Source organism: Bartonella sp. AP58NXGY, assembly GCF_042195785.1.
Classification (GTDB): Bacteria; Pseudomonadota; Alphaproteobacteria; order Rhizobiales; family Rhizobiaceae; genus Bartonella.
Map to the genome: position 1 here is coordinate 353 of NZ_JBHIOY010000332.1, position 272 is coordinate 624.

Genomic DNA, 272 nt, shown 5'->3' on the forward strand with positions numbered 1-272 from the left:
GCAAAAGAACTGCTTCCTTTGAATATTTTTCTTTTTAAGTTCATAGATTTTTCCCCTTAGAGTTTATTATATAAATTTTTCACGCAATAAAAACGTGCATAAATAAAAAGATCAAACTTAGAAAACACACCTCCTAAAGACAAAATATCAAACCCTTGAAACAGCAGGAGCAGCCCCCTAGACGATATTGGTAGCTAAAACAAAAGAGATAACGGAAAATGATCTGATAAACTGATGAGTGACACCACAAATGACAACAGCATCTATTGGTG